Annotated in this window: 20 protein-coding genes; 4 read left to right on the top strand and 16 right to left on the bottom strand. The window is 67.4% G+C overall.

The features are described from left to right. Window positions 1–2: 2 nt before the first annotated feature. Both ACTIEF_RS10270 and rpsD read right to left on the bottom strand, forming a co-directional pair. Window positions 3–389 (bottom strand): hypothetical protein, encoded by a 387-nt coding sequence (locus tag ACTIEF_RS10270; RefSeq protein ID WP_439472041.1) that lies wholly within the window; start codon window positions 387–389, stop codon window positions 3–5. A 195-nt stretch (window positions 390–584) separates the two neighbouring features. Further along, window positions 585–1,202, bottom strand: coding sequence for a 30S ribosomal protein S4 (rpsD, locus tag ACTIEF_RS10265; RefSeq protein WP_439472040.1), 618 nt, complete (start codon window positions 1,200–1,202; stop codon window positions 585–587). A 207-nt stretch (window positions 1,203–1,409) separates the two neighbouring features. On the opposite strand from rpsD, the gene ACTIEF_RS10260 reads away from it, so the two are divergent. Continuing rightward, window positions 1,410–2,585 (top strand): serine hydrolase domain-containing protein, encoded by a 1,176-nt coding sequence (locus ACTIEF_RS10260; protein ID WP_439472039.1) that lies wholly within the window; start codon window positions 1,410–1,412, stop codon window positions 2,583–2,585. 11 nt (window positions 2,586–2,596) lie between these two features. Here the strand turns inward: ACTIEF_RS10260 and ACTIEF_RS10255 are convergent, their stop codons facing one another. The 4 genes from ACTIEF_RS10255 to ACTIEF_RS10240 all read right to left on the bottom strand — a co-directional run bounded on the left by ACTIEF_RS10255 (window position 2,597) and on the right by ACTIEF_RS10240 (window position 8,410). Then, entirely contained in the window at window positions 2,597–4,933 is a 2,337-nt protein-coding gene (locus tag ACTIEF_RS10255; protein WP_439472038.1) for a bifunctional diguanylate cyclase/phosphodiesterase, read from the bottom strand. Window positions 4,934–5,104: 171 nt separating this feature from the next. Then, window positions 5,105–6,043 carry an MBL fold metallo-hydrolase gene (locus ACTIEF_RS10250; RefSeq protein ID WP_439472037.1) on the bottom strand — a complete coding sequence of 313 codons (939 nt, stop codon included), beginning with the start codon at window positions 6,041–6,043 and terminating at the stop codon, window positions 5,105–5,107. 65 nt (window positions 6,044–6,108) lie between these two features. Next, a complete protein-coding gene (locus ACTIEF_RS10245; RefSeq protein ID WP_439472036.1) occupies window positions 6,109–7,683 on the bottom strand; it encodes a GH39 family glycosyl hydrolase in 1,575 nt (524 codons plus the stop codon). Between the two features lie 115 nt (window positions 7,684–7,798). After that, window positions 7,799–8,410 (bottom strand): superoxide dismutase, encoded by a 612-nt coding sequence (locus ACTIEF_RS10240; RefSeq protein ID WP_331046864.1) that lies wholly within the window; start codon window positions 8,408–8,410, stop codon window positions 7,799–7,801. Between the two features lie 207 nt (window positions 8,411–8,617). Between ACTIEF_RS10240 and ACTIEF_RS10235 the strand changes: the two genes are divergently transcribed. Then, the gene (locus tag ACTIEF_RS10235) at window positions 8,618–8,848 is read left to right on the top strand and encodes a hypothetical protein (protein WP_439472035.1); all 231 of its coding nucleotides are present in this window, start codon (window positions 8,618–8,620) and stop codon (window positions 8,846–8,848) included. Here ACTIEF_RS10235 and ACTIEF_RS10230 read toward each other — a convergent pair. The 7 genes from ACTIEF_RS10230 to ACTIEF_RS10200 form a co-directional block, all read right to left on the bottom strand. After that, window positions 8,845–9,069, bottom strand: a complete 225-nt coding sequence (locus tag ACTIEF_RS10230; RefSeq protein ID WP_439472034.1) for a hypothetical protein — start codon at window positions 9,067–9,069, stop codon at window positions 8,845–8,847. The genes ACTIEF_RS10235 and ACTIEF_RS10230 overlap by 4 nt on opposite strands. Further along, a complete protein-coding gene (locus tag ACTIEF_RS10225) occupies window positions 9,066–10,037 on the bottom strand; it encodes a DUF4350 domain-containing protein (protein WP_439472033.1) in 972 nt (323 codons plus the stop codon). Before ACTIEF_RS10225 ends, ACTIEF_RS10230 begins: the two co-directional genes overlap by 4 nt. Window positions 10,038–10,063: 26 nt before the next feature. Then, the gene (gene fghA, locus ACTIEF_RS10220) at window positions 10,064–10,897 is read right to left on the bottom strand and encodes an S-formylglutathione hydrolase (protein WP_439472032.1); all 834 of its coding nucleotides are present in this window, start codon (window positions 10,895–10,897) and stop codon (window positions 10,064–10,066) included. A gap of 15 nt (window positions 10,898–10,912) precedes the next feature. Next, complete coding sequence (locus ACTIEF_RS10215; RefSeq protein WP_439472031.1) at window positions 10,913–11,461, bottom strand: hypothetical protein; 549 nt, start codon at window positions 11,459–11,461, stop codon at window positions 10,913–10,915. Window positions 11,462–11,492: 31 nt separating this feature from the next. Next, window positions 11,493–12,194 (bottom strand): hypothetical protein, encoded by a 702-nt coding sequence (locus ACTIEF_RS10210; protein WP_439472030.1) that lies wholly within the window; start codon window positions 12,192–12,194, stop codon window positions 11,493–11,495. 82 nt (window positions 12,195–12,276) lie between these two features. Then, a complete protein-coding gene (locus tag ACTIEF_RS10205; RefSeq protein ID WP_439472029.1) occupies window positions 12,277–12,657 on the bottom strand; it encodes a VOC family protein in 381 nt (126 codons plus the stop codon). Between the two features lie 64 nt (window positions 12,658–12,721). Next, the gene (locus ACTIEF_RS10200) at window positions 12,722–13,828 is read right to left on the bottom strand and encodes an S-(hydroxymethyl)glutathione dehydrogenase/class III alcohol dehydrogenase (RefSeq protein ID WP_439472028.1); all 1,107 of its coding nucleotides are present in this window, start codon (window positions 13,826–13,828) and stop codon (window positions 12,722–12,724) included. An 84-nt stretch (window positions 13,829–13,912) separates the two neighbouring features. Between ACTIEF_RS10200 and ACTIEF_RS10195 the strand changes: the two genes are divergently transcribed. Together ACTIEF_RS10195 and ACTIEF_RS10190 are read left to right on the top strand one after the other, a co-directional pair. Then, window positions 13,913–14,170 (top strand): hypothetical protein, encoded by a 258-nt coding sequence (locus ACTIEF_RS10195; protein WP_439472027.1) that lies wholly within the window; start codon window positions 13,913–13,915, stop codon window positions 14,168–14,170. Beyond that, complete coding sequence (locus ACTIEF_RS10190; RefSeq protein WP_439472026.1) at window positions 14,167–14,880, top strand: NAD-dependent deacylase; 714 nt, start codon at window positions 14,167–14,169, stop codon at window positions 14,878–14,880. Before ACTIEF_RS10195 ends, ACTIEF_RS10190 begins: the two co-directional genes overlap by 4 nt. Here ACTIEF_RS10190 and ACTIEF_RS10185 read toward each other — a convergent pair. From ACTIEF_RS10185 to ACTIEF_RS10175, 3 genes are all read right to left on the bottom strand, one after another. Continuing rightward, window positions 14,877–15,446, bottom strand: coding sequence for a manganese efflux pump MntP (locus tag ACTIEF_RS10185; protein ID WP_439472025.1), 570 nt, complete (start codon window positions 15,444–15,446; stop codon window positions 14,877–14,879). The genes ACTIEF_RS10190 and ACTIEF_RS10185 overlap by 4 nt on opposite strands. 213 nt (window positions 15,447–15,659) lie before the next feature. Further along, window positions 15,660–15,983 carry a YnfA family protein gene (locus ACTIEF_RS10180; protein WP_439472024.1) on the bottom strand — a complete coding sequence of 108 codons (324 nt, stop codon included), beginning with the start codon at window positions 15,981–15,983 and terminating at the stop codon, window positions 15,660–15,662. Further along, window positions 15,980–16,768: an RNA methyltransferase gene (locus ACTIEF_RS10175; protein ID WP_439472023.1), complete on the bottom strand. Its 789-nt coding sequence runs from the start codon at window positions 16,766–16,768 to the stop codon at window positions 15,980–15,982. The genes ACTIEF_RS10180 and ACTIEF_RS10175 overlap by 4 nt, the downstream gene beginning before the upstream one ends. Between the last annotated feature and the right edge of the window lie 29 nt (window positions 16,769–16,797).

Genomic DNA, 16,797 nt, shown 5'->3' with positions numbered 1-16,797 from the left:
GGTCAGGCGGACGGCGTGACCTGATAGGGGTTTTCGACCGACACCCGGCCGCCGGGCGCGATGCCCAGTTCCTCGAACGACCAGCGCATCTCGACGCCCTGCGGCTGGACCGTGTCACAACGGTCCTCCTTGATCCGCCGCAGGGTGATCACCGAGGCGTCGCGGTGACGACGCACGACCGGCGTCAGGTCCGCCTTGCTGGTGCAGCCGTTCGAGCTGACCCAGAACACGGCCTGATCCTGACCGATGGCGGCGGCGTGGATCGGCTCCAGCTTGCCCGGCAGATCAGCGTCCGCGCGATCCCCCGACCACATCGACGAAACCGTGCCGCAGGCGGCCGTCAGCGAGGCGAGCGCCAGCACGGCGGCGAGCGTGATTTTCGATGTCATCCCGGCCTCCTCGGCTGGATCCTGAACCGGCGCGTATTGTGACGTTATTCGGTCCGAAAAGGAACCGCTTCCGGGCAGTCATCCAAAGCAAAAGGGCCCCGGATTGCTCCAGAGCCCTTCAACTTCTGTAATCTTCCCAGGCTCAAGTAGCGCGAAGCGCGGTAGCCCAAGAAGATCGTCGTGATCCCGAAGGGATTACGACGAGTAGTATTCGACGACCAGGTTCGGTTCCATCTTCACCGGGTACGGCACGTCAGCGAGTTCCGGCACGCGGACGTAACGGACCGAGAAGCCGCGGTCACCCAGTTCCAGATAGTCCGGGATGTCACGTTCCGACGACTGCTGGGCTTCGAGCACCAGAGCCATGTTGCGCGACTTTTCCTTGACCTCGATCACCTGGCCCGGCTTCACGCGGTACGAACCGATGTCGACCTTCTTGCCGTCGACGGTCACGTGGCCGTGGCTGACGAACTGGCGAGCGGCCCAGACGGTCGGGACGAATTTGGCGCGGTAGACGATGGCGTCCAGGCGCGATTCCAGCAGACCGATCAGGTTCTCCGAGCTGTTGCCCTTGCGACGGGTCGCTTCGGCGTAGGTCGCGGCGAACTGCTTCTCGGTGATGTTGCCGTAGTAGCCCTTCAGCTTCTGCTTGGCCTTCAGCTGCAGGCCGAAGTCCGAGACTTTCGACTTGCGGCGCTGACCGTGCTGGCCGGGGCCGTACGAGCGCTTGTTAACCGGGGACTTCGAGCGGCCCCACAGGTTTTCACCCATGGCGCGGTCGATCTTGTACTTGGCGCTGTGGCGCTTGGACATAAGTCACTCTCTATGTTGATGCGGCCCGGTCCCTCCCCAACTGGAGAGACGATCCCAACGGCGGTCCACGCATCGTCCGTCATAAATCCCGCCCCCGACCGGAGTCAGGCGCGCGAAGGCGGCGCTTATGCCCATGGAGAAAGCTTAAGTCAACGTCCGGGCCGACCCGTGTTACGGCTCAGGTCAGTTATAAAAGGGGAGCCCAGAATGACGACCCGCCTGCTTGCCGCCCTCGCCGCCGCCCTCGGCCTGTCCGCCGCCCTGCCCGCCGCGGCCCAGACTCCTCACCCGACGCCGACCGGGCCGGAGGTCGACGCCGCCGTCGCCCGCCTGATGCAGCAGACCGGCGCGCGCGGTGTGGCCGTCGCCGTGATCGATCAGGGCCGCCCCGTCCATGTGAAGGCCTATGGCCAGCGCAACGAGGCCGGCGATCCCCTGACCACCGACACCATCATGTACGGCGCCTCCCTGACTAAGACGGTGTTCGGCTATGCGGTGATGCAGCTGGTCGATGAGGGCGTGGTCAATCTGGACCGCCCCATCGCCGAGATCGCGCCCGACCTGCCGTCGACCTTCACGCCGCAGTTCGCCAACTTCTATTCCGACTACCGCAATCTGGCCGAGGACCCGCGCTGGCGGACCATCACCCCGCGCCACAGCCTGACCCACAGCACCGGCTTCGCGAACTTCTACTGGCTGGAGCCGGAAGAGAAGCTGCGCATCCACTTCGATCCGGGCACGCGCTTCGCCTACTCCGGCGAGGGCCTGACGATGCTGCAGTACATGCTGGAGGGGCCCCTCGGCATCAACATGGGCGACCGCACCCGCGACCACGTCTTCGCGCCTCTGGGCATGACCAACACCAGCCTGATCTGGCGGCCCGAGTTCGCACAGAACATGGCCGACGGCTGGAAGGAGGACGGCTCGCCCGAGCCCCACGACGAGCGCTCCAAGGTCCGCGTCGCCGGGTCGATGGACACCACCATCACCGACATGAGCCGCTTCGCCGCCGCCCTGGTCCGCGGCGATGGCCTCAGCCCCGCCTCCCACGCCGAGATGCTGCGGCCCCAACTGCCGATCACCACCCCCAGCCAATTCCCGACCTTCCAGGATGAACTGCCCCCGGCTCAGCGCCGCCCCGACCTTCAGGCCGGGCTGGGCGTGGTCACCTTTACGGGTCCGCAGGGACCGGGCTTCTTCAAGGGCGGCCATAACGACTCGACCGGCAACACCATGGTCTGCCTCGAGCGCGGACAGCGCTGTGTGGTCATTCTCGGCAATGACGTGCGCGCCGAGGACGGCTTCGCCCCCCTCGTCCGCTTCATCCTCGGCGACACCGGCGTGCCGTTCGACTGGGAGTACGGCGCGAACTACCGGCCCTAGGGCCAGACGCCCTAAGCGACCTTGCTGGCCTCTTCGGCCTCGGCGACCCGCGCCGTGGCTTCCCGGCGCGGGCGTCCCAGCAGATAGCCCTGCACCTCGTCACAACCCTGCTCGCGCAGGAAGTTCAGCTGGTCCTGGGTCTCCACCCCTTCGGCGAGGACCGGGATGTCCAGGCTTTCGCCCAGCGCCAGCACGGCGCGAATGATGGCCTTGGACTGCGGTCCGCCGTCCAGCTCGGACATGAAGGTGCGATCCAGCTTGATCTTGTCGAACGGGAAGGCGCGCAGGGTCGAGAGCGACGAATAGCCGGTGCCGAAGTCGTCCATCGCCACCGACACGCCCAGCAGCTTCAGCTGGCGCAGGACATGGGTCGTGCGCTCCATGTCCGAGATCATCGCCGTCTCGGTGATCTCCAGCTCCAGCCGGTGCGGGGCCAGCCCGGTCTCGATCAGGATCTGGTGCACCAGTCGCGGCAGGTCGACGTGAGATAGCTGAACGGGCGACAGATTCACCGCGACCCGGTGCGGCTGCTCCCAGCCGGCCGCCTCGGCGCAGGCACGACGCAACACCCATTCGCCGATGGGCAGGATGAGCCCCGTCTCCTCGGCCAGCGGAATGAAGTCCGCCGGCGAAATATAGGTGCCGTCCGCCTGCTTCCACCGCAGCAGGGCCTCGAAGCCCGTGACCGCGCCGGTCTCGACCGAGGCCTGAAGCTGGTAGTGCAATTCGAACCGATCATGCTCCAGCGCATCGCGCAGGCCGAGCGTGATCCGGCGACGCTGACGCACCGCCTCATCCATCGCGCCTTCGTAGAAGCAGATGTCGGTCGTGAGCGCGCTCTTGGCCCTATACATGGCCAGGTCCGCGTCATTGATCAGCACCGAAGTCTCGGTCGCGTCGTCGGGCCACAACGCGATTCCGATTGAAGCGCCGCATTGCAGTTCCACATGCTCGGCCTGCAGCGGTGTCAGGATCGCCTGCCGCAGACGCTCGGCGCCGGCGTGGGCGTCCATCCGCTCGCGGATCGGGATCAGGGCCACGAACTCGTCGCCCCCCAGGCGGGCCACGAACTCACCCTCGCGGGTCGCCGCCTTCATCTGCTCAGCGATATGGATCAACAGACGGTCGCCCACGGCGTGGCCGTACAGGTCGTTCACCTCCTTGAACCGATCCAGATCGATGGCCAGCAGGGCGAAAGCCCCCTCGCCGGCCGCCAGACGATCCAGCTTCTCGATAAAGGAGGTCCGGTTCGCCAGCCCGGTCAGGCTGTCATTGCGCGCCAGATGGGCGATGCGGCGCTCCTGCGCGATGCGCGAGCGCAGGTCGCGCACGGCGAGGATGCGCACCACCGTCTGGCCCGGAGCCATCTCTTCGCGCACCGCGATCTCGACCGGCACCGGCGCCCCGTCGCGGGCCTTGACCCGGCTCTGGATCAGCAGGCCCGGCTGCAGCGAACCGACATCCTCGATCCACTCCTCGATGACCGTGCCGACGGTCTCGCCTTCCTGCACGCCGCACAGTTCACTGAAGGCGTGGTTGGCCAGTCGCACCGTGCCCGCCGCGACCACGACCATGCCGTCGACGCTGCCCTCGATCAGCGAGCTCAGTCGATCACGCGACTGGCGCTCGGTCTGTTCTTCCAGCGCATAGCTGGCCGCCGCCGTCCCCAGCAGCAGGAAGCCGATGGCCGCGACGCTCGCCGCCAGCATGATCTCCGCCTGGGTCAGCAGGGTGGCGTCCGCGCTCGGGGCCAGAGGCATCACCGTCAGCGCGCCCATCCCCGTGAAGTGCAGCGAGACGATGGTCAGCACCAGCAGCAGCGGCGCGACCAGCGGCCGTCGCCACGGGCGGTCGTCCGTCGCCATCTGGAAGGCCGCGGCGCCGCCGATCACCGCCGCGACCACCGAGACCACGACATAGGCGGGCGACCAGATCACCACCGCCTCGGCGGTGAAGGCCGCCATGCCGGTGTAGTGCATGGCCGTGACGCCAAGGCCGAACACCGCCCCGCCCGCGAAGGCGGCGTACCGGCCGCGCATCGAGCCGATGCCGATGGCCAGGCCGCAGCTGGCCATGGCGACCAGCAGGGAGGCGCCGGTCAGCATGGGCGCATAAGCGACCTCCACGCCGGGGCGATAGGCCAGCATGGCCACGAAATGGGTGCACCAGATCGTCGCCCCGCCCGCCATGGCGCCCAGGAACATCCAGGGCAGGCGGCCTTTCGGATCGCTGCGGCGGTTCTTCTGGAACAGGCGGTTCAGAACCACCGAACCCACGACACAGATGATGGCGGCAAGCAGAACAAGGAGCAGGTTATGCTCCTGTGTCAGACAGGTCAGTACGCGCATGCGGGACGAACTCAGGGGGAAGATCGGTCGCCTGCTCTAACCAACCACCCCTTAACCATCGCCCCAATGGTCACGGTTAGTAGGTTATGAATTTTGCTTGCAAATCAATGCAATGCGACAACAACCACAGATTTAGGCGGTCAACCGAAAATCAACCTGCGGTCCCAAAAATCAGGACGCGGGCGCGGGGTCCGGCGTCCAGACGAAGCCGTCGTCGCGACGCTCGATCCGGCCCAGTCCCGGGAAGGGGAAGTGGTTGGCGTAGATCAGCAGGCGCTGCGACGCGCCGCGCTCCAGCAATCCCTGCCGGGTGGCGATCGCCGTGGCGCTGTCCCCATCCCAGTTGTTGCGCCAGTCAGGACGCTGCACCGACAGGATCGAGCTGTGTAGGGCGTCGCCGATATAGAGAAGCCGCCCCCCGCCCTCGGCGATCTCATAGCCTGTATGCCCCGGGGTATGGCCGTCCAGCGACACGGCGGTGATGCTGGGGGCCACGACCGATCCCGGCGCGAAGGCCTGCACCTTCGGCGTGATCACGCGCACCAGTTCGGCCAGTTCGGCGTCGGCCTGCATTGCGGTCCATTCCGGAATGCTCATCCGGATGACGGCGTTGGGGAAGACCAGCGCGCCATTGGCGACCAGCCCACCGACGTGATCGCCGTGAGCATGCGAGATCAGAATGTCGGTCACTTGGGCGGGGACCACGCCCGCCGTGCGGAGCGAAGCCTGCAGCTTGCCCTCGGTGCCCATCTGGCCGCCCGCGCCGGTGTCGATCAGCACCACCCGCTCGCCGTCCTTGATCAGCAGGGGCTGGATCGACAGGTGGATGGTGTCGTCCGTCACGCCCGATGCGCGCAGCAGGGCCGAGACCTCCGCCGTGTTCGCCCACGGGCTGGCCCCCGTATTCCCGGCGGGCAGGGCCAGCGAACCGTCCCGCAGCGCCACGGCCTCCAGTTGGCCGATGCGGAAGGCGTAGGTGTCGGCGGCGAGCGCCACCGCGGGCGCCGGCGACGGCGCCGGGGCCTCGGCCTTCTTCTCGGTCTCGGGCGAGCAGGCGCCGAGGGCGGCGAGCATCAATCCGGCGGCGGCGAGGCGGGCGTGGAAGGTCATGGAAGCTCCGGCGTGCGATAGGGCGACGCCTGATCTGGGGCCTCCGCGCCCGGACGCCAGCCCCTTCAGCGCGCGACGGGCGAGAATTCCGCCAGAACCACGTCATAGGCCGACATCGGCAGCTCCAGCCGTCCGACGCCGTCCCGCCCGATGACAACGGTCCGCACCTCCGGTTCATCTCGCGTCAGGGCCTGCAGGGCGCCGACCTGTTCCGCGCTCAGCCGCTCGGGCCGCCCCATCTCCAGATAGGCGGTGTAGGCGTCGTTGTGGCGGACGCCGACACGGCGGACCTCGACCCGGTACTCGCCCGGCGCCAGCCCCCGCGCCTCGATCACCAGCGGCTCGAGGACACGCGCCTCCTGCACCGCGCGGAAGAAGGGCCGGTTGCTGACCGGTTGGTCCGGCGCCTCATAGTGCCAGGCCAGAACCTGCAGCCGCCCCTCGTCCAGCGTCACGATGCTCTGCGTGTCAGCGTTGGCCAGTTCCCGGTCGCCCAGCCGGTTCAGATACTTGTATGCGAACCACGACGGCTTGCGGATGCCCTGCGGGGTCATCAGGCCGAAGCCTCCGTCGAACGGACGTGTCTGCGGTCCCGGCTCCTCGAACAGGTCGGAATAGGTCCAGTAGCTCATGCCCTGAACCACGCCCTCGACCGGTTTCAGGCGACTGAGAATGTAGGAGGCGCTCAGGGCCGCGTCGTGCACCGGATCGCGGGGATTGTAGCTGCTGCTCCATTCGGTGAAGTATAGCGGCAGGCCCGGCGTCGCCGACGCCTCGATCTGCTCGCGCACCCGGCGCACATCGCCGATGATCGCGTCCTCATTGGGCAGCAGCTTGATATCGCTCACGCCCATCTCGTCCAGGAAACCGCCGTCCACGCCGTAGGTGTGGGTGGTCACGAAGTCGATCGCCGCTTCGTGTTCGCGGGCGTAGGCCAGCAGTTCCGGGACCCAGGCCGCGCCGGCGGTGGACGGACCGCCCACCGGAAGGGCCGGGTCGATCGCCTTGATCACCCGCGCGGTCCGCACATACAGGTCGAAATAGGCCGCCTGATCGGCCCGCTCCCAGAAGCCGTCCAGATTGGGCTCGTTCCAGACCTCGAAGAACCAGGTCCGCACCTCTTCCGCGCCATAGCGATGGATCAGGTGCCGCACGAAGGCGTCCACCAGCGCGTCCCACTTCTCGGGCTGCGGATGGGAGGTGTTGCCCTTCCAGTAGAAGATCGTCTGATCCGAGGTCCGCATGTCATGCGGCGTGAAGCCCAGTTCCACGAACGGCTTGATCCCCATGGCCAGGAAGCGGTCGTACAGGGCGTCGATCTTGCTGAAGTCATAGACGGGCTGACCGTCCACCTCGCGATAGACGCCCATGTCGTCATGGAAGATGGCGTGGAAGCGGATGTAGCGGAAACCCAGCTCCTCGCGGGCGATCTGCAACTGGCCCAGCGCGTCCTCGCGCCCAGTAACCGCCGGATAATCCGCCCCGATGGAGAAGTCGGCCATCCGGTCGCGCGGACGGCTCTCACCCCCTGCATCGGCGATAATGGTCCGGCTTTGCGCCGCCGCGCCGCCCGTCAGCAGCAGTCCGCAAGCGGCGATCGCCGCCGCCGCACGCCCCGCGTGCTTCGCCCAATCCCTCATGTTTCGCTCCCCGGCGAGATGTTTGCCAGGATTGATGTTAGCGCTAACATTTCCAAACACAAGAAAGGCGCCGCATCGCTACGGCGCCTTTCCAAATCTCCAACTGGCGGACCGCTTACTTTGCGGCTTCGTACAGCTCGTTGACCTTGTTCCAGTTCACCACCGACCAGAAGGCCTTCAGGTAGTCGACGCGGCGGTTCTGGTACTTCAGGTAATAGGCGTGCTCCCACACGTCGGCGGCCAGAAGGACAGCGCCCTTCTCGTCGGCCACGTCCATGAGCGGGTTGTCCTGGTTCGGGGTCGAGGTGACCTTCAGCTTGCCGTCCTGCAGGATCAGCCAGGCCCAGCCCGAGCCGAACTGACCGGCGCCGGCGGCGTCGAAGTCAGCCTTGAACTTGTCCAGACCGCCCAGTTCGGCGTCGATCTTGGCGGCCAGCTCGGCAGACGGCTCGCCGGTCTCGCCCTGCGGGGCCAGCAGTTCCCAGAACAGGCTGTGGTTCCAGTGGCCACCACCGTTGTTGCGCACGGCCTTCGGCAGCTTCGACATGGTCGCGAACAGCTCTTCCAGCGACTTGCCCTGCAGCGAGGCGTCGGCGTCGACGGCTTTGTTCAGGTTGTCGACGTAGGTCTGGTGGTGCTTGTCGTGGTGGAAGGTCATCGTCTCCTTGTCGATGGCCGGCTCCAAGGCGTCATAGGCGTACGGAAGGGGCGGAAGGGTGAAGGCCATGGAGGGCTCCTGTCGACAGATTGATCTTGAACCGCATGTAGGCGCCGAGGCCGTTCAGCCAAAGACTCCGCAGCGGGATTTTCTCAGGCGCGAAACGCCTGCGCCCCCTCAAAGGCTGCATCCGTCGCGCGCGGTCAAGCTTGGATTGATGGCCTTGCGCGATCCGCCCGGACATCCGACGGTGTACCTTCAGATCGGAGCCGCCGCATGACCCTACGACGCCCTGCCCTGCTGCTCGCCGCCGCCCTGCTCGGCCTCGGCGGCTGCATGAGCGGCGAGCCGATCACGACCACCTCCACCTGCCACACCAGCGACGGTCAGTTCGTCAACGCGCCGGGCTGCACCATCAGCTATTCGACCTCGCGGACCGTCACCACCACGACCACGACGACAACCACCACACAGGCCCCCGCCGCTGAAGTGCAGGACGAGCGTTAGGCCTTCGGCAGGTGCGCCTTCAGGCAGTCGCGCACCGCCCGGCGGTGGTCGCCCAGCGAGTTGAGGTAGTCCACCCCCGCCGCCGCGAAGGCCACCTTGGTCGCCGCGTCCAGCCCGTCGGGCAGGGCCGCGATCACCTTCTTCTGTCCCTTGTCGTGCAGGCAGAAGCCGACCTCGCTGCACAGGGCCGCGAACATCGCGTCATACCGGTCGTCACTCATTGCAGTCCCTCAAGGCGGCTCAGCCAGTGCAGCAGGTTCAACGCGAACTGCTGATCATCGTGGCCGGGGGTCTGTAGACCGAAAGCGCGTTCAGGGCGCGAGGGATCGTTCGGAAAACGCAAAACCTGCGCCGTCAGCATGCCCGCCTCACCCAGCACCACGACCCGGCCGCGCCCATGCTCGAACGCCAGCCCCTGCGCCGTCAGGGCCGGTCGCGCCAGTTCGGCCAGCACGGCGGCGCGGCTGGACGGATCGGCCTCGATGCGGGCGTTGATCTCCTGCAGCGTCCGCACGTCCGCCGCCTCGAGGTCGTCGGGGTTCAGCGCCATCAGCACCGTCGCCCCCGGCGGCCCCGACAGCGACTGGCCGGTGAAACTGCGCACCCGGCGGATCGCCTCCGACCCGTCCCGCCCGCGCAGGATCGGATGCTCGCCCAGCGTCCCCGCCTCGGTCGAGAAGGTCAGCTGCGAGGTGATCTGGCCGTCCTCGAACCGGAAGGCGTAGCCCTTGCCCATCTCAACGCCCAAGGCCCGGCCCAGCGTCTCATTGGCGCTGCCGTAAGGGGCGTGATCCGCCGCCAGCAGCAGCGATCCGCCCGCCCGCACCCAGGCGTCCAGCGCCGCGATCTCCCCCGGGGTGAAGGCGTCCGGGCTGCTGCCGTCCCTCGGCCGCACGGCATTGGAGATGACCAGCACATCCACGCCGTCCAGCGCTCCCGGCTGATCCAGCTTCTGCTCCCCGGCCCGGAGGCGATAGCCGTCGGCCCGCACCAGAGCCGCGAACCCGGCGTAGCGCCCCTCGATGGTCTGGACGCTGCCGTGCGCCGCATCCAGCTGGATCATCGGCCCGTCGGCGCCATAGGCGGGACGCGCCACGGTCGGGCGGAACGACGGATCGCCCATCTGCTCCTGCGCCACGGCGGGCGCCGCCAGCAGGACGGCGGACAGGATCAGGGCGGGAAGTTTCATCGTCGTTGCTCCGGTTCGCCCGGAGCTTACGCCTTCAGCCGCTCCGCATGGAAGGCGACGTGGTCCGCGATGAAGCTGGCCATGAAGAAGTACGAGTGATCATAGCCCGGCTGCATCCGCACCGTGACCTTCTGCCCGCTGGCCTCGCCCGCGGCGATCAGCAGTTCAGGCTTCAACTGCTCGACCAGGAAGCTGTCGGCGTCGCCCTGATCCACCAGAATGTCGTCGTAGACACCCTTGGCCGCGCCCGCTTCGATCAGCAGGGCCGCGTCGTGGTTCGCCCACTCGGCCCGGTCCTCGCCCAGATAGGCGGTAAAGGCCTTCTCGCCCCAGGGGCAGCGGGTCGGCGAGCTGATCGGCGCGAAGGCCGAAACCGAGCGGAACAGATCTGGGTGGCGCAGGGCGAGGGTCAGCGCCCCATGGCCGCCCATCGAATGCCCCGAAATCGAGCAGACCCGGGTCGTCGGGAACTCGCGGTCGATCAGGTCGATCAGTTCGCCGGTGACATAACTCTCCATGCGGAAATGCGGCGCCCAAGGCGCCTGCGTCGCATCCACATAGAAGCCCGCGCCCTGACCTAGGTCATAGGCCGGATCATCCGCCACCCCCTCGCCGCGTGGGCTGGTATCGGGCGCGACAATGATCACCCCATGCTCGGCGGCGGCGGCATAGGCCCCGGCCTTGGTGGTGAAATTGTCTTCGGTGCAGGTCAGGCCGGACAGCCAGATCAGCACCGGGAACGGCCCTTCGCCGCCTGGGACGAAGACCGACAGGGTCATGGGCGTGCAGGTCACCGCACTTTCGTGCTTCAGATAGCGCAGCCCGCCGCCGTGGACGGCGTGGGTCTTGGTGGTTTCCATCAACTCGAACTCCAGTCAGTCGGGCCAGACGCGGGCCATGAAGGCGTCGTCCAGTTGGCCGCCGTCCTTCGGGAAATGTGCATACCAGTCGCGCGGGATCGGCGGACGGCCTCCAACCGGCTGGGCGCCGCCGCCCCAGGCGTCGAAGCCAACCCCGACCAGGATCGCTCCCTCACGCACGGACGGGGCAGGCACGGCCTCGACCGCCCGGATCACCGCCGCGACCGTGTCGGCGTCGGGAGCCGGATCGCCGGTAACGACCCAGGCCTTCGAGCGCTCGCCCGGCTTGACCATCAGCAGCAGCATGCCCGACGCCCCCGGTTGCACCGGAGCGGCGCGCACGGCGCCCTCGGTCGCCTGCGTCGCGGCGCTCACATAGGGCGACAGGCTCGACACCGCGATCCGCTTCTTCATCACGGCCTCGGGCAGGTACAGGACCACCGCCTTGCCGACCCAGGCCTCGGCGACCGTCTCGGCCGAAGTCGCGGGCGAGCCGCCGCCCCTGTCGCAGGCCGACAGACCGATCACCGCCAGCGTCGCCAGTATCGCCGCCCTCGCCTTCATCTTCCGCTCCTCCATCCGCAATCCAGCCGCCTCAGCCCTCGGGCGTCACGACACGCGTCGCCTGTCCGTTTTCGTCCCGGAAGGTGATGCGTGCACCACCGTCGACGGCCACGCTCAGCACCAGACGCGCCCGGCCAGCGCCGTCGCGCAGCACCAGTTCCGACGCCCCCGAGCCCTGACGCCCCAGGAAGGCGCGCGGCTGCCCGTCCATATTGGCCGCCAGCATGGCCGCCTGCTGTTCTTCGGGTGTCAGACCGGCAAGACGGGTCAGCACGTCATAGTCGATCGACTCCTCGGGCCGGTCATTGACGAAGACGCCGGACACCCGTCGCGCGCCCTGCTGGAAGCCCATGATCTGGACCGTCTGATCCTGCTCATAGCCGTCGAAGGTCAGGCTGCCGCCGGAGGTCTTGACGCCGTCCGCATTGCGACCGCCGAACACAAGGCCTCCAACCTCGGTGCCTTCCTCGTTCATGAACAGCATCCCAGCCGTGTCACGGCCCGGATGAGGAACCTCGCGCCCGCGATAGGGGATCTCTGGGAAGGCGGCTTGGTTGGAAATCACCATGCGCAGCGTCCCATCCGGCTCGCGCACATTGATGCGCTGGACATCGATCTCGGTGAAGCGGGCCGGGCCGACGCCCTGCACCGCGCCCGAAACCATCAACCCGACCAGCACCGCCGTCAGCACGCCGGAGTAAGCGATCAGAGCCTTCTGCGCGTCGATTTTCATCCTGTCCCCCTTCAATGAACGGGGCTTGGTAGCCCCGTTCACATCGACGCAATGACGTGGTCAGTTGTCGCAAGCGCGGCCGTTACTTCGGTCGGTGCAGGGCGCAGATCTTGTTGCCCGACGGGTCGCGCAGATAGGACAGGTAAAGCGCGCCGAACGGGCCCTTGCGCTCACCGGGCGGGTCCTCGATCGACGTGCCGCCCGCTTCGACGCCGGCGTCGTGGAAGGCCTTCACGGCTTCCGGATCGCGCGCGCCGAAGCCGATGGTGCCGCCGTTGGCGTGGCAGGCCGGGTCGCCGTCGATGGGCTTGCCGACCGCGAACGAGCCGCGCGCCGTCCGCCACCAGTAGCGGCCCATGCCGTCCGGCTGACCCGGCTCGATTCCGAGCGCGCCCAGCGCCGCGTCATAGAATTTCCGCGACGCCTCGATGTCGTTCGCGCCGACGGTGATGTGTGTGAACATGTGTCTCCTCCCTCAAGGTGACCTGATCTCGCACAAGTCCGTTGCTTTCAACAACCCTCTTGGATCAGAACACCACCACCGACCGGATGCTCTTGCCTTCGTGCATCAGGTCGAAGGCCTTGTTGATGTCTTCCAGACCGAAGGTGTGGGTGATCATCGGGTCGATCTCGATCTTGCCGTCCATGTACCAGTCGACGATCTTCGGCGTATCGGTGCGGCCGCGCGCGCCGCCGAAGGCCGAGCCCTTCCAGACGCGGCCGGTGACCAGTTGAAACGGGCGGGTGGCGATCTCCTTGCCCGCCTCGGCCACGCCGATGATGATGCTCTCGCCCCAGCCGCGGTGACAGGCTTCCAGCGCCTGACGCATGACCACGGTGTTGCCGGTGCAGTCGAAGGTGTAGTCCGCGCCGCCGCCGGTCAGCTCGACCAGATGGGCGACCACGTCGGACACATTCTTCGGATTGACGAAATGGGTCATGCCGAAGCGACGGCCCCACTCTTCCTTGTCGCCGTTGATGTCCACGCCGATGATCATGTCGGCGCCGACCATCTTCAGGCCCTGGATGACGTTCAGGCCGATGCCGCCCAGACCGAAGACGACCGCATTGGCGCCCGGCTCGACCTTGGCCGAGTTGACCACCGCACCGACGCCGGTGGTCACGCCACAGCCGACGTAGCAGGCCTTGTCGAACGGCGCGTCCTTGCGGATCTTGGCCAGCGCGATCTCGGGCAGCACCGTGTAATTCGAGAAGGTTGAGCAGCCCATGTAGTGGGCGATGGCCTGACCCTTGTAGCTGAAGCGCGAGGTGCCGTCGGGCATCAGGCCCTTGCCCTGCGTCGCGCGGATCGAGGTGCACAGGTTGGTCTTGCGGCTGAGGCACGACTTACACTGGCGGCATTCCGGCGTGTACAGCGGGATCACGTGATCGCCGACCTCGACCGAGGTCACGCCCGGACCGACTTCCACGACGACGCCCGCGCCCTCGTGGCCGAGAATGCTCGGGAAGATGCCCTCGGAGTCCAGACCGTCCAGCGTATAGGCATCGGTATGGCAGATGCCCGTGGCCTTGATCTCGACCAGCACCTCGCCGGCGCGCGGCCCTTCCAGATCGACCTCGACGATCTCAAGCGGGCGTTTGGCCTCGAAGGCGACGGCGGCGCGGGTTTTCATGGGGAGGTCTCCTTGCAAAGCTGCCCCTTCCTAAACGAAGCCGGGGGCGCCAAGAAACCCGCTCCTTCGAATGAGGCGCGTTCCGTGACTGATGCAATCGATCCAGTCTCCGGCGATCAGTACCTCGCCCCCGGCACGCGCGTGCGGCTCGACAGCTACGTCAACGGAGGCGACCTCCTCACACCGGAGTTCGGTATCGTGGTTCACTGCGGGTTCAGCGAAGAGATGGGCATGTTCGACTGCTACGCGGCCTTCTTCGGTGATGCGTTCCCGGACGGGCCACCCACGGAAAAGCCCTACGTTCTTCAGTACGCGGCGCGCTCCCTTACGGCGCTTCCATGAGAAACCTCGTCATCCTCACCGGCGCCGGCATTTCGGCGGAGAGCGGCGTCCCCACCTTCCGCGCCAGCGACGGGCTATGGGAGGGCCATCGGATCGAGGACGTCGCCACGCTCGAGGGCTTCGCGGCCAATCCCGCCCTGGTGCAGGACTTCTACAACAAGCGCCGCCGACAACTGGCCGAGGTTCAGCCCAATCTGGCCCACCACGCCCTCGCCGAACTGGCCGCGCGGTGGGAGGGCGACTTCCTGCTGGTGACCCAGAACGTCGACGACCTGCACGACCGCGCCCACGCCGTGGTCCCGCCCGCCCCGGGCTTCCAGCTGATCCACATGCACGGCGAGCTGCTGAAGGCCCATTGCACCGCCACGGGCCGGGTCATCGACTGCCCCGGCGATCTGGACCCGCGTCACGACAGCCCCTTTAGCCCCGAAGGCTGGCTGCGCCCCCACATCGTCTGGTTCGGCGAGATGCCTCTGGCCATGCATCTGATCGACGCGGCGATCTCGCAGGCCGACTTGTTCGTCTCCATCGGCACCTCGGGCGCCGTCTATCCGGCGGCGGGCTTCGTGCAGGACGCCCGCCGCGCCGGCGCCCGCACGCTGGAGATCAATCTCGAACCGACCCAGGGTGCTGGCCTGTTCGACGAGGGCCTGTACGGCCCCGCGACCGAGACCGTGCCCGCCTTCGTGGATCAGCTACTGAGGGCCTAGGCGAGCCAGCCCATGTGATCGGCCAGAATGGACGCGCCGATCAGAATCAGGGCCACGCCGCCCACGAACTCGGCGATTTTGCCGAAGCGAGCGCCGACGGCCTTGCCGATCAGCATGCCGATGGTGGTCAGGACGAAGGTGGTGAAGCCGATGCTCGCCGCGATGATCCAGATGTTGGCGCCGATGAAGGCCAGGCCCACCCCGACCGCCGCCGCGTCGATGCTGGTGCCCACCGCCGTGGCGACAAGGGCCAGCACGCCGTTACGGGCCAGACGCGCGCCGTCATCCTCATCGACCGGCTGGAAAGCTTCCCAAAGCATCTTGGCGCCCACCGCGCCCAGCAGGCCGAAGGCGATCCAGTGATCCACCTGTTCGACGAAGCCCGCCGCGATCAGGCCCAGTCCCCAGCCGATCAGCGGGGTGATGGCCTCGATCACGCCGAAGACCAGACCGTTGCGAATGGCGGTGGCGACCGGGGGCCGGTTGGCCGCGCCGCGCCCGACAGCGGCGGCGAAGGCGTCGGTGGACATGCTGAGCGACAACACCGCGATGGAGAGAGGGGTCATCAGAATTGAAATCCGCCGGACGCACGAGACAGCGCGCTCACGTCCCCGCCGGTTGGGGATCGCAAGGCACGCTGGTCTCGCCAGGCGGACACGAGGTCCACTGATCGCGCCACGGGCCGGAAAGCCACGAGTATGTTGACGCGAACCCGGCCTTTATGGGCGCCGGCGGCTACTCCCCAACGAGGCGCCGTCTACAGGACTCGTTTTCCCGGATCAACCGCGCGGGGCGAGGAGAATGATCCCCGCCCCGATCAGACAGACCGCACCGCCGATCAGGTCCCAGCGGTCCGGCGGGCTCTTCTCCACCAGCGCCATCCACGCCAGCGAGGCGCAGATATAGACCCCGCCATAGGCCGCGAACGCCCGCCCCGCCGCATCGGTCGGCACGAGGGTCAGCAGCCAGGCGAAGGCGATCAGGCTGGCCACGCCCGGGATCAGCCACAGCGGCGACCGATCCAGCCTCAGCCAGGCCCAGAAGGCGAAACAGCCGGCGATCTCGGCCAGCGCCGCGAGAGGATAGATGAGGACGAGTTTCACTCGTCATCCTTCTTGTCGGCCGCCGCCCGCGCCTCGGCCATCTTGGCCAACACCCGACCGCGCCCCTTGGCCAGCGCATGGATGGCTCCGCGGAAGGTCGCGACCTCCTGCTCGCTGAACGCCGAACGGCCCAGCATGACGCGCAGGTTCTGGCTCATCGACCGCTTCTTCTCCGGCGGGAAGAAGAAGCCCCCGGCCTCTAGCTCCGCCTCGAAATGCTCGTACATGCCGATCAGCAGATCATTGGACGCGGGCGGATCCTGCTCGCGGAAGCGCGGCGGCGGAGCGTCGAGGATCAGGGTGCGCCACTCATAGGCGTTGATCGCCACGGCCTGCGCCAGGTTCAGCGAATGGTGCTTCGGATCGATCGGAATGGTGGTGATCCCGGCGGTCAGGGCGATGTCGGTCGTCTCCAGCCCCGCGCGCTCGCCGCCGAAGAGCAGGCCGGTCCGCAGGCCCGAGGCGGTGTCGTCATACAGGATGCGGGCGCTCTCACGCGGGGTGCGCACCGGCATCCGCGTCTCGCGCGGGCGAGCGGTGGTCGAGAAGACGGTGTTCAGGTCGGCGACGGCCTCGGCCACGCTGTCGAACACCTTCACCCCGTCCAGCACCCAGTCGGCGCCCGAGGCCGTGGCCCAGGCCCGCTCCTGCGGCCAGCCGTCACGCGGGCTGACGAGGCGCAGTTCGGACAGGCCGAAATTGGCCATCACCCGCGCGACGGCGCCGATGTTGTCGGCCAGCTGGGACTTGTCGAGGATGACGACGGGAGGGGTCAGGTCGGACATGGCAGCGCGGGTGAAGAAGTGAACAGTGC

Origin of the sequence: Brevundimonas sp. (genome assembly GCF_051858995.1) — a bacterium.
Lineage (GTDB): Bacteria > Pseudomonadota > Alphaproteobacteria > Caulobacterales > Caulobacteraceae > Brevundimonas.
Note: the sequence above shows the minus strand (reverse complement) of the source record. Positions and strands in the feature narration are given on the sequence as shown.

Bases quoted from the DNA above. Each gene is read 5' to 3' on its own strand.
- ACTIEF_RS10270 (WP_439472041.1), bottom strand. From the start codon at position 389: ATGACATCGAAAATCACGCTCGCCGCCGTGCTGGCGCTCGCCTCGCTG.
- rpsD (WP_439472040.1), bottom strand. From the start codon at position 1,202: ATGTCCAAGCGCCACAGCGCCAAGTACAAGATCGACCGCGCCATGGGT.
- ACTIEF_RS10260 (WP_439472039.1), top strand. From the start codon at position 1,410: ATGACGACCCGCCTGCTTGCCGCCCTCGCCGCCGCCCTCGGCCTGTCC.
- ACTIEF_RS10255 (WP_439472038.1), bottom strand. From the start codon at position 4,933: ATGCGCGTACTGACCTGTCTGACACAGGAGCATAACCTGCTCCTTGTT.
- ACTIEF_RS10250 (WP_439472037.1), bottom strand. From the start codon at position 6,043: ATGACCTTCCACGCCCGCCTCGCCGCCGCCGGATTGATGCTCGCCGCC.
- ACTIEF_RS10245 (WP_439472036.1), bottom strand. From the start codon at position 7,683: ATGAGGGATTGGGCGAAGCACGCGGGGCGTGCGGCGGCGGCGATCGCC.
- ACTIEF_RS10240 (WP_331046864.1), bottom strand. From the start codon at position 8,410: ATGGCCTTCACCCTTCCGCCCCTTCCGTACGCCTATGACGCCTTGGAG.
- ACTIEF_RS10235 (WP_439472035.1), top strand. From the start codon at position 8,618: ATGACCCTACGACGCCCTGCCCTGCTGCTCGCCGCCGCCCTGCTCGGC.
- ACTIEF_RS10230 (WP_439472034.1), bottom strand. From the start codon at position 9,069: ATGAGTGACGACCGGTATGACGCGATGTTCGCGGCCCTGTGCAGCGAG.
- ACTIEF_RS10225 (WP_439472033.1), bottom strand. From the start codon at position 10,037: ATGAAACTTCCCGCCCTGATCCTGTCCGCCGTCCTGCTGGCGGCGCCC.
- fghA (WP_439472032.1), bottom strand. From the start codon at position 10,897: ATGGAAACCACCAAGACCCACGCCGTCCACGGCGGCGGGCTGCGCTAT.
- ACTIEF_RS10215 (WP_439472031.1), bottom strand. From the start codon at position 11,461: ATGAAGGCGAGGGCGGCGATACTGGCGACGCTGGCGGTGATCGGTCTG.
- ACTIEF_RS10210 (WP_439472030.1), bottom strand. From the start codon at position 12,194: ATGAAAATCGACGCGCAGAAGGCTCTGATCGCTTACTCCGGCGTGCTG.
- ACTIEF_RS10205 (WP_439472029.1), bottom strand. From the start codon at position 12,657: ATGTTCACACACATCACCGTCGGCGCGAACGACATCGAGGCGTCGCGG.
- ACTIEF_RS10200 (WP_439472028.1), bottom strand. From the start codon at position 13,828: ATGAAAACCCGCGCCGCCGTCGCCTTCGAGGCCAAACGCCCGCTTGAG.
- ACTIEF_RS10190 (WP_439472026.1), top strand. From the start codon at position 14,167: ATGAGAAACCTCGTCATCCTCACCGGCGCCGGCATTTCGGCGGAGAGC.
- ACTIEF_RS10185 (WP_439472025.1), bottom strand. From the start codon at position 15,446: ATGACCCCTCTCTCCATCGCGGTGTTGTCGCTCAGCATGTCCACCGAC.
- ACTIEF_RS10175 (WP_439472023.1), bottom strand. From the start codon at position 16,768: ATGTCCGACCTGACCCCTCCCGTCGTCATCCTCGACAAGTCCCAGCTG.